9 protein-coding genes are annotated in these 9,675 nt (G+C 60.8%); 6 read left to right on the top strand and 3 right to left on the bottom strand.

Going from position 1 to position 9,675, the window contains the following annotated elements; translation table 11 throughout:
• Nucleotides 1-406: 406 nt before the first annotated feature.
• Nucleotides 407-1,084, top strand: a complete 678-nt coding sequence (locus AC628_RS32275; protein ID WP_143201914.1) for a cupin domain-containing protein — start codon at nucleotides 407-409, stop codon at nucleotides 1,082-1,084.
• A gap of 304 nt (nucleotides 1,085-1,388) precedes the next feature.
• Entirely contained in the window at nucleotides 1,389-1,652 is a 264-nt protein-coding gene (locus AC628_RS32270) for a WGR domain-containing protein (protein WP_074130795.1), read from the top strand.
• A gap of 143 nt (nucleotides 1,653-1,795) precedes the next feature.
• On the opposite strand, the gene AC628_RS32265 is transcribed toward AC628_RS32270, so the two are convergent.
• Nucleotides 1,796-2,689, bottom strand: coding sequence for an ArdC family protein (locus tag AC628_RS32265; RefSeq protein WP_074130794.1), 894 nt, complete (start codon nucleotides 2,687-2,689; stop codon nucleotides 1,796-1,798).
• A gap of 767 nt (nucleotides 2,690-3,456) precedes the next feature.
• Nucleotides 3,457-6,813, bottom strand: a complete 3,357-nt coding sequence (locus AC628_RS32260) for an ATP-binding protein (RefSeq protein WP_074130793.1) — start codon at nucleotides 6,811-6,813, stop codon at nucleotides 3,457-3,459.
• Nucleotides 6,814-7,029: 216 nt separating this feature from the next.
• Here AC628_RS32260 and AC628_RS44400 point away from each other — a divergent pair, with 216 nt between their 5' ends.
• The 4 genes from AC628_RS44400 to AC628_RS32250 all read left to right on the top strand — a co-directional run bounded on the left by AC628_RS44400 (nucleotide 7,030) and on the right by AC628_RS32250 (nucleotide 8,834).
• Nucleotides 7,030-7,182, top strand: a complete 153-nt coding sequence (locus AC628_RS44400) for a hypothetical protein (protein ID WP_168193496.1) — start codon at nucleotides 7,030-7,032, stop codon at nucleotides 7,180-7,182.
• Nucleotides 7,183-7,212: 30 nt separating this feature from the next.
• The gene (locus AC628_RS43325) at nucleotides 7,213-7,605 is read left to right on the top strand and encodes a hypothetical protein (RefSeq protein WP_143201913.1); all 393 of its coding nucleotides are present in this window, start codon (nucleotides 7,213-7,215) and stop codon (nucleotides 7,603-7,605) included.
• A 25-nt stretch (nucleotides 7,606-7,630) separates the two neighbouring features.
• Complete coding sequence (locus AC628_RS44395) at nucleotides 7,631-7,807, top strand: hypothetical protein (RefSeq protein ID WP_168193495.1); 177 nt, start codon at nucleotides 7,631-7,633, stop codon at nucleotides 7,805-7,807.
• A 565-nt stretch (nucleotides 7,808-8,372) separates the two neighbouring features.
• A complete protein-coding gene (locus AC628_RS32250; RefSeq protein ID WP_083633227.1) occupies nucleotides 8,373-8,834 on the top strand; it encodes a nuclear transport factor 2 family protein in 462 nt (153 codons plus the stop codon).
• A 471-nt stretch (nucleotides 8,835-9,305) separates the two neighbouring features.
• Here the strand turns inward: AC628_RS32250 and AC628_RS44390 are convergent.
• Nucleotides 9,306-9,675: hypothetical protein (locus tag AC628_RS44390; protein ID WP_168193494.1), on the bottom strand; the 370-nt coding region annotated here is incomplete at its 5' end.

Genomic DNA, 9,675 nt, shown 5'->3' with positions numbered 1-9,675 from the left:
CGAGCTTGTCGAGATCGAGACCGTCAACGAACACATCGACCGCTCGCACCGGATTATCCTCGGTCACATAATCGTCGAGCAATGCCGGAAACAGTGTGCCCTGCCCGCGATCCAACCCCTCGACGAAGCGCTTCATCCGATCCCCTGAAAGTCGTCGAGGAATCTTACAGCGCGAATCACTGCAAGCAGAGCGTTTTCACACAGCCTGGGCCCACATGCGAAGTGCCGGCTGCGTAGAGCAATGTTTGAATTGAGGGGGTAAAGCGGAAAATATATGCTCGTGCTGAGTTCTTCTCAGTTTGACCCCGAAGCCGACATTGGCGGACACCTCCTAATAGTCTGATCGCGGCGCCGGCCACTCTGGTAGACTACTGCTCCAGCAGGGATCGGACCGGAGGATGGTTTCATGAACGGGATCGATTGTGGGCACAGCATCCGTTGTAAATTAGTCGCGATTGTTTGGTCAGCAACGGCTCTCGCAACAGCGCAGACGGCGTCAGCACAAGTTCCCGGCGGCTGCAACACGCCTGCAAGCCAACGAACGAACGAAATCGGATGCTATCTCTCCGGCAGCGAAGATGTGGGCGCGCTGCCGGACCAGGTGTGGTGGCATCTCTATCAGTATCCCACGCGTGCCGCTACCGAGGCGGTCAAGGGACCGCAGGGAATCGTCATCGAATCCTTTGGGAAGGTCTGGCTCTACACAATTGCGGAGGCCGGCTGGCGCCCGTCCGGTGGTGAGCGCGTGGCGGTCATAGGTCCGCTCTCGACCAAAGCCGGCATAAGATACACAGCACGCTACATGGAAGCGGTCTTCCCACCCGGCATGCACACGAGTGTGCATCACCATCCAGGGCCCGAAGCGTGGTACGTGATTGCTGGCAGGCAATGCCTCGAGACACCCGCGGATATCATCGTCGCTGGGGCGGGCGAAGGCGCCGTAGTGCCGGAAGGACCACCGATGCGACTGTCAAGCGTAGGCAACGAGATGCGCCTCTCGGTCCTGCTCGTCCTCCACGATGCGTCCCATCCTTGGGTACACCCGGCGACCGATTGGGAGCCGAAAGGCGCGTGTCCCAAGTAGATTCCGCAGCCAGAAACAACAAAGGGGCAAGCCCAATCTTGCTTGCACTTATCTGAACGAGCAGGCCGTAGGTCCTATTGGCCCTTCGCGTCATTTAGCTGCGCTGCAGAAGTTGGTCGCTATCGAGGCATAGCGGACTCTGGCAAGCCGTGCGCTGGCAGATTTATGGGTTCAAGAACCGATGTTTCCAAAGTGGAAGTCTGGCGCTCTAGCTTTGAACTACCATAAACGAAATGAATCGATGCGCCGCTCTGATTCAGAAAATCAATTGGACAGCGTTCTGGGACAAAGCGAGACTCTCTGCATGACTTACGAGATGCAGCGACCACGTTATCTTCGGCGCATCGACCTGTCGCGGAACATGCGTCGTTTCTACGCACTGAGTATCCAGCCGACGCTGTTCGGCGGCGCATCCGTCGTGCGCCATTGGGGGCGAATCGGGAGTAATGGCCAATCACTGATCGAAACTTTCGATGACGCCGGCACTGCGGACTGCGCGCTGATGCGCCTGGAGCGCGTAAAACGGCAACGCGGCTATGTCGACGTCGATCCAGCCTTCGGGCGGTAGGTCGACCGGAAAGAAATCCACCAAGCCTGTTTCACCTCTCGGATTATTTTTCCGTCGGCCATTTTCCTCCAATCTCCATGCTGGAGCTCGGCCGCCTTGCAATCGTGTTGCCTGGGCGACGCTGTGCCGATACCCGCACGCCATCAGGCGGCTGCGGACTCCTCTTTCTGGAGTGTGTGCAGGAAGTCCGCCGCGCGCTGCGCGTGCGACGACGCGGTAAAGATCGCGCGTTTATCGTTTTTCAGCACGTTGATCCATGAGCCGATGTAGGCGGCATGGTCGTCCCTCACCTCCAGGGTAAAACCAAGGTCGGCCGAGAGGAAGGCGGCACCAAGCTCGGCAACCAGCTCTTCCATGGCATAACCTTCATCGCCAAAGCGCTTGCGTCCAAAATCCCGGTCAAGCCGCGACGGATGCAGGGTCCAGTGCGTGGTCTCATGCGCGAGTGTTGCGTAATAGCTTTCGGCATGGCGGAAGCTTTCAAAGGGCGGCATCTGCACGAAATCCTGCGACACATTGTAATAGGCCATCGTGCCGCCGTGCCGAATGGTAGCTCCCGTGGAAGCAAAGAAACCCTCGGCGCCTTCGATACGCTCGATGGCGTCAACGCGCCGCGCGGGCCTGGCGTAGAAGTGCTCCGGCAAGCCGTCGATCTGCTCGACATTGAAGACGGAGTAGCCTTTGAGGAACGGAATGGCGTGTTCGGTTTCCTCGCCGCTCGCGGCATCAGTTGCGGTGCGGATGATCCTGTCGGCATAGACGACAAGGCTGCCATGCTCGCCCTTGCGGACTTGTGCCTTGAGTTCGTTCGCCTGTTTGTACGTCATCCAGATTGGGGCGGCATAACCCTTCTCGATCGCCGCTGACCACAGCATCAGCACATTGATGCCCTTGTAGGGAATGCCGTTCGCCCGCAGGGGCCGCGTGATGCGTCCGGCGGAATGCTCCGCATTCCATGGCTTGCACCACGGCCTGACGCCCTTCTCGAACTCGGCCACGATCTGATCAGTGATCTTCTGATAGAGATCGGCCTTCATCTTTCTCTCCTAGTTTGCCGGTTGCGCATGCAACCGGAACTAGGCCAGCGCCGATGAGCAGGGGTTGGCTGTCACAGGCCGGAAAACGAGCAGGGCCTGGTGCAGGCCGGAGCTCAGCGCAGCGAGGCGACTACACGGCCTGCCGTTTTCTGCCCCCATGCTCTCATGGGGGCTTGGCCTTGACGGCCTGGGGGCCGCAGGCCCCGTTCGGGCGTGCGTGAACGCGCATCGCCTCAACTGAAATCGCGTGTCAGACGGAGCGAAGCGGAGTGAACCCGCGGACGCCGAGACCGGCTAAAAGCGGCACCCGACAGGACGGGCAGTGATAGCGACCCGTCGCCCGCTTGCGCGTGACAGGGGACCGTCCTGCGAGTGCCCCCGGCAAGGCGTTCGATATCTTGCGCGAAGGATCGTTACCCGAAGGGCGCAGACCTCGTGGCTTCGCGTGGGCAGCGAGTACAGCCTGATCGGCGCAGCTGGGCGCGCCACGCACGAGCTTCGAGCCAGCCATTTTCGAAAGCACAAGCGCTGCTCAATCGTGCGGATACTCCTCCGGATCGAAATCGATCCCAAGCCGATTTGAACCAGTGACCTCAAGGTTACTCGGCCTGATTGGAGAGCGATCTTGTCAAAGCGCCAATCTAGGCGTTGTACTCATACTCTCCGAAGTCCCCTCGCCCCTCAACGACAGCACGAAAGCGGATATCGTGGTAGGTTGGAGAAGGTCCAGAAGCTGACCCTCTTTGCTGGCCCCAACCACAGCTACATCACGCTAGCTCGTCGAGTAAGGCCTTGGCCTGCTTCAAGTCCAAAGTGTCGAAGCCCTCGGTGAACCAGCCGTAAACCGGCGCGAGGAGATCGCGCGCCTTGCCGTGTTTGCCCTGGTCGCGCCAAAGCCGGGCGAGGCTGGAGGCGGCGCGCAGCTCCAGAAGGCGCGCATTTTGGCCGCGTGCGATTTCGAGCGCGTGGTGGTAACTGCCCTCCGCTTCGGCAGCGTTCCTATCCGATTGTGCCAGCAGCACGTCGCCGTAACACCGATGCACCTGGGCATCCAAAACGCGTTCCTCGGATCGCTTGAGGTACGCGAGAGCCTCCGTAACGGCCGCGAGCGCGTCGTTTGCCCGTCCCGCTCTCAAGCATGCCGCGGCCAAAACCACGAGATGCATGGGCATGAGCAGTGCCGCTTCGGCCGCTCGCCATTTGGCAAGACCTTCACGCAGCTGTTTCAGTCCGGCCTCGACGTACCCCCCTTGCACCTTCGACCAGCCGGCATAAATGCCGCCGCCTGCAAGCCAAAAAGCGAACCCCTGTTTCGAGCATTCGGCGATCAGGGCCGCCGCGCGTTGGCGCAGTAGCCGTTCGTCGCGACGGAAGAAATGGCAATAGCATGCATGCAACAATGCAAATGCTCTGCTCGGGGGATGCGCTAGTCTTTCGGCATACGCGATTGCCTCTTCAATTCTCTGGAGCGCCTGATCCAAATAACCCATCTGTGTCAGCGTGAGCGAAGCCAGATAACCTTTGCACGCGACGACCGGATCGTAAGCGTACTTAAACGCCAGATCGCGGTGGGTGGCGGGGTCATAGAGCCCGATCGCGTGTTCTAGATGCTCGCGCGCCGCGTCAAGCTTGCCGAGATGGATCAGACTGATGCCCACCGAGCGGTGGCCAATCACCAGCGCGGCGGCATCGTGCGTGCGTTGCGCGGCCCCGAGTGCCCTCTGGGCCACCTCGTGGCTCGCGCGCAATTCGGCTCGAACGAGGTGAAACAGGTACTGGCCATACAGCGCTGGGAGAAGCTGGGACGTATCCCGAAGCCGCCCGCATAGCTCAAGGGCACGCGCGAAAGCCGCTCCGGTCTCGGGTGCCGCCCAACCTCTGGTCGCGATCTGAGTGCCACCCAACGCGACTTGAAGATCGAGTTCCAACTGAGACCGCTCTGGCGTCTCCGGCAAGGTGCCGAGAAGCAACAAAGCGCGCGTCAATTGCGTCCGAGCCTCGACCATTGCCGAGCGCCGGATGGCCAACTGGGCCGCCTTGCCCCAGTACACGGCCGCCTCGTCGATTGCTCCCGCTTCGGCGCTGTGATGAGCGAGCAGTTCTGGCCGTGCCTCGACCTCCTCCGGGAACCGCTCCGTCAAACCTCTGGCAACGCGCGCATGAAGGTCCTGTCGCGGCTTTCGCAACAGCGTGGCGTACACTGCATCCTGCACCAGCGCGTGCTTGAAAAGATAGGTGGCCTGCGGCGGCGTACCTCGCCGAAACACCAGTCCGGCATCGCCGAGTTGATCGAGCGGGACATGCAGTTCGGCATCGCTGCGACCCGCCACCACTGCGAGCAACTCGTAGGAGAAATCCCGGCCGATCGTGGCGCCGATCTGCGCGATCTCCTTGACCAAGGGGCCGAGCCGATCGAGCCGCGCCATCAGCGAAGCGTGCAGCGTCGCGGGGACGGCAAGCGCTGGATGTCGCGCTCTGCCTATGAAGCCCGCGCCACCCTCGTTCGCGCCACTTTCGAGCGCCGACTTTGTCAGCTCTTCCACGAACAGGGGAACGCCGTCGGTGCGCTCCACGATTTCTGCCACGATTTCATCCGGCAGATGCTTGTTGCCGGCGATCCGGCGCACCAGCGCGACGCCCTCTGTTCGATCCAGCCGATTGAGCGTCAGTGTCGTGACGTTCGCCTGGCCAACCCACGGCGCCGCATATTCGGGGCGATACGTGACGATGAGGAGAATGGGCAAGCCGCGAACCCGGTCGACGACGTGATCGAACAGCTCCCGGGAGCTCGGATCGCTCCAGTGCGCGTCCTCCAAAATCATCAGCAGGGGGTGCTGACGGGCCAACGCCTCGAGTTGCCGGCGCAGCGCCTCAAACGTCTCATCTTTCCTTTCTTGTGGCGTGCGCGAGAGAGGCGGGAAGCGACGTTCAATCGGCAGTGATAGGAGTTCGGCCAGCAACGTCTCGTCTTCTGGCGGCGGCGCGGCAGGGGCAAGTAGCGCCGCCAGCTTCTCAAGCTTCGCCTCGGGCGTGTCTTCACGCGCGAAGCCAGCAGCCCATTCGAGCTGCGCGATGATAGGATACAACGCACTGTCCTGATGGTGCGGTGAGCAGAAATAGCGCAATCGCGTATGCGGCTCGCAAGCAAGTCGTTCGATGACTGCTGCAGTGAGCCGTGACTTGCCAATGCCCGGTTCGCCAGAGAGCAACACCACTTGGCCCTGGCCGGTCTTTGCTTTTGACCAGCGCCGAAGCAGTAGTTCGAGTTCTTCTTGGCGCCCGATGAGTTCAGTCAGTCCACCTGCGTGTAGGGCCTCGAAGCGGCCCTCGACCAAAGAAGGTTGTAGCGCTACCCAAGTTCTGATGCGGCCCGGGATGCCTTTGAGTTCCTGAGGTCCAAGGTCCTTCAGGTCAAACAGATTGCCCAAGAGCCTTCGCGTGCTCTCGGCAACGACCACCGCGTTCGGCTCAGCCATGGCTTGTAGGCGCGCGGCAAGATTGGGGGTTTCTCCGATGATGCCGCACTCCTGTGCCTCCCCCGATCCGATCAAGCCAACGACCACCAGCCCGGTCGCGATACCGACGCGAGCTTGCAACGGAACGGATAATTTGAGCGCGCGCACTGCAGCAATCGTTTCCAATCCTGCGCGCACAGCCCGCTCGGCGTCGTCCTCGTGCGCCTGCGGATAGCCAAAATAGATGAGCACGCCGTCGCCCATGTATTTCGCGACGAAGCCATCGAAGCGGCGCACACTATCGGCGACGCACGCCTGATAGGCCGAAATGACCTCCCGCAGGTCCTCGGGGTCCATACGTGCGGAGAGAGACGTCGAACCGACAAGGTCCGAGAACATCACGGTGACCTGGCGGCGCTCAGCGGCGTCCTTGGCGGCTTGGCGACTTTCCGGAGGAGCGTCGGATAGAGGCGCCAGTGCGCCCGCCTCAGCGCGAAAAGCGGCGATGGCGTCAAGCAGCTTACGGCGATGCCCGACAAATCCGACGCCAAGCTCCCTCAGGTCCTCCGCGGTCAAATTCGGCAGGACGGTGTCGTCGATCTTATTGTCGCGGAATACCGCCTCATATTGTTCGAGGCCAAGCCTCCGCAGCCAACCTCCGACGTCCATGGTGGCCGTCCTAGTTCGCCTGATGCTGCATGATCCCTCAGGCGAGACAGCCTGTCTAGGGTACCGTTTTGAGGTTGTCTTCACTGTCTACGGACCCACAAAAGACCAAGCGAGCCGAACTCGGCTCCGGCTCATAGCTTATACGCTCGTTCGGCTTGAGATGGGCGCGCGCCGAGCTGAGTTAGCGTGACGCTTCCTGCCGGGTGGCGGTTTCGCATGCGTAATCGCCACTTCGAACTGTTGATCGTTCTGCGCGCCGCTCGTGATCTGTTAGCCGCGCTGCGCTGGAAACTGGTTCTCAGACTGGTGAAAGACGAGCGCACCTTGCGGTGCTTTGAGAGCTTCGCGCTGATCGAGTGGAAAAACTGAGATGCAGCCGCACGCAAGGAGAGTTAAATAATGCCCGCCATGATGATGGGACTGCTGGGAGTAGTTGGCAGCGGCGGCGGCGGCGGCGGCATCGTCGCGCCGTTCGGACTCGATGGGGCGAACTTCACTAATACGTCGGGCGCGACGACGACGCGCTTCGCGACGCTGTCGACTACCTATAGCAGCGATTTGATTTTTTGCCTTGCGACAATCAACAGCGCGGGCATGTCGTCGGTCACCGACACGTCCGGAGTAACGTCAACCTGGACACGGGTTGCGCAGATCGGCGGCGGCGGGAGTAATACGCTGGAACTATGGGTACACAGTGGCATCGGCGCCGTTGTCTGGGGCGACCATAACCGCGCATTTCTCGGCCAGCGTCGGCTTTGCCACGATCGATATTTTCGGTATCTCCGGCGCTGATACCTCGTCGTTCGACGGATCTGCCGTGACCGGAACGTCAGACCCACTCTCGATCACGACGACCAACGCCAATGATATCCTCCTCGCCGGTTTCCGGATGTCAGGCACGCCGTCGCCGACGGCTGGCTCGGGCTGGACCGCGATCGAAAATCAACAATATACGCTATCTGAATATCAGATCGTGACATCGGCCGGAACCTAGAGCGCCTCGATCTCGACCGGTTTGCATGACGCCAACGGCGGCATCGTTGTTGCCGTCAAGAAACATCCTTGAACGAATTAACTTGGAAGTGGCGGCGGTGGCAGCACAACGGTAAGCCAAACCCCATCGGCCCGCAATTGGGCGGGACCGTCGCTCCGTGGGGGCGGAGCGGCGATCCCTTATCGCGATAAGCATGGTCCGGGTGTGGGCACGCCGGCCAATCCGCACCGTCATTGTAAATCGGGAGGTGCGCTGAGCAAATTCCGATTCCGAGCTAACCCACCTGGATGCGCCTCAACTGCGCGCGGCGGAGCGTTTGCTCTGCCGCCGATCAGTCCGCTTGAAAGGGGGAGGCGTGCTGACATTGTACGACGCGCAAATACAATCCTCTCGCCTTGCTTGCGGTCTCGTGCAAAACTGCGTAAGAGGGCCGATCACGTAACAAATTTTCAATGACGCCTTAAAGCGGGTTCTTCTCCTATCTCGAAGGATTGTTCCAACGGTGCGCCGGTTTTTCCCGGCGTACACTGGAGCAATTCCGCTCCGACCAACGAGGGGAGATTTTATGTTGAAAGCATTGTTTATCACAACTTCGCTGGCAGCCATCACACTGGTCTCGCCCGTCCGCGCGCAGGACCTCAAGTCCGAGGTGGAGAAGATAGGCGCGGCCTATACCGACTGCATCGCCAAGCACGACGGCGCGTGCGTTGCGTCGCTCTATTCAAAGGACGGCATCCAGGTCAACGTGGTCGGAGTGGTGGAAACCGATCTCAAGGCGGCCTATGAAGCCAACTTCAAGGCCGGTGAGGACGGGATCGCCGTTAAAGTCAACTATGCCCAGCCGCTCGGCAACGATATGGCAATGGCGGCTGGTGACGTTGATGTCACCTTCAACGTCGAGCCGAAACTGCGTCCGTTGTTCTGGTCCGCCGTCTACGTCAAGGAAGGCGGCCAGTGGAAAATCCGCATGTTGACGGCGGGTATCAAGCCGCCGCCGCCCAAGGAAGCCATGGCCGACAAGAAGTAAAAATGACGCAGCCCAGGGGCGCGGGAGCAATCCCGCGCCTCGCAGCGCTAAGTTTTTCGTTATGCCTTCTAGCTTGGCAAATTCTAGCGGCAGACGGAGACGGCGCGCGCCGTAGTTTTACGGGATGCAATTGTGAGATAGTTCACAAATGCGAGGCACGATGACTGCTAGATCGTAGCTCGCTGGGGGATTTCAGGGGCCCAGCAACAGGGCGCCGCCGGGACACGATATTTCGAGCCCGACGGCGTAGCTTTTTCAGAGCGCATTATCTTCGGCGGTCGCGCCCGCTAAACATATTTCGAAATCCTCGTGGCAGCCGCGGGACTCCATCATCTGGTTTCGGCTTGTTGCACTTCGGGCAAGGCGCACCAGGACCGCCGCACCGGCACGCGGGATTGCCGGTCCAGGGTTGGTCCGGATGGTTCTCACAGACCCAGCCGGTATCGTCGCAGAGGATGCAAGCCGGCTCGGTCATCGCATCAACCGGAATAGTTCGAGGACATCAGCCAGCCTCAACTTAGCGCCCTTCGGCATGTGCTGAAGCAGGATATGCCGGGTAGTGGCCGCGATCTCGTCGCACTTGAGTGGATCTTGCTCGGCGTGGAACGCCTGCATGTGAGCCGCGAACTTCCGGGCGACCTCAGGCAGGATCTCGAGCGGCTTTCGGTGGTTGATCGGCATGCCTGTAAGATAGGCATGCCGGGCCGGTTTTACGAGTTCCGCATAGACCTGCGCGGCGGCGATCAGGGTGAGACTCCAGCGACAATCAGGATGAGACTGCGCCGATGGGGACGGACCGAAGGGAGGGCGTAGCCCGACCGGAGGACCGTCCCCATCGGCG

The organism is Bradyrhizobium sp. NAS96.2 (assembly GCF_001908235.1).
Taxonomy (GTDB): domain Bacteria; phylum Pseudomonadota; class Alphaproteobacteria; order Rhizobiales; family Xanthobacteraceae; genus Bradyrhizobium.
The sequence above is the reverse complement of the archived record's forward strand: the minus strand, read 5'-3'. Positions and strand labels throughout refer to the sequence as shown.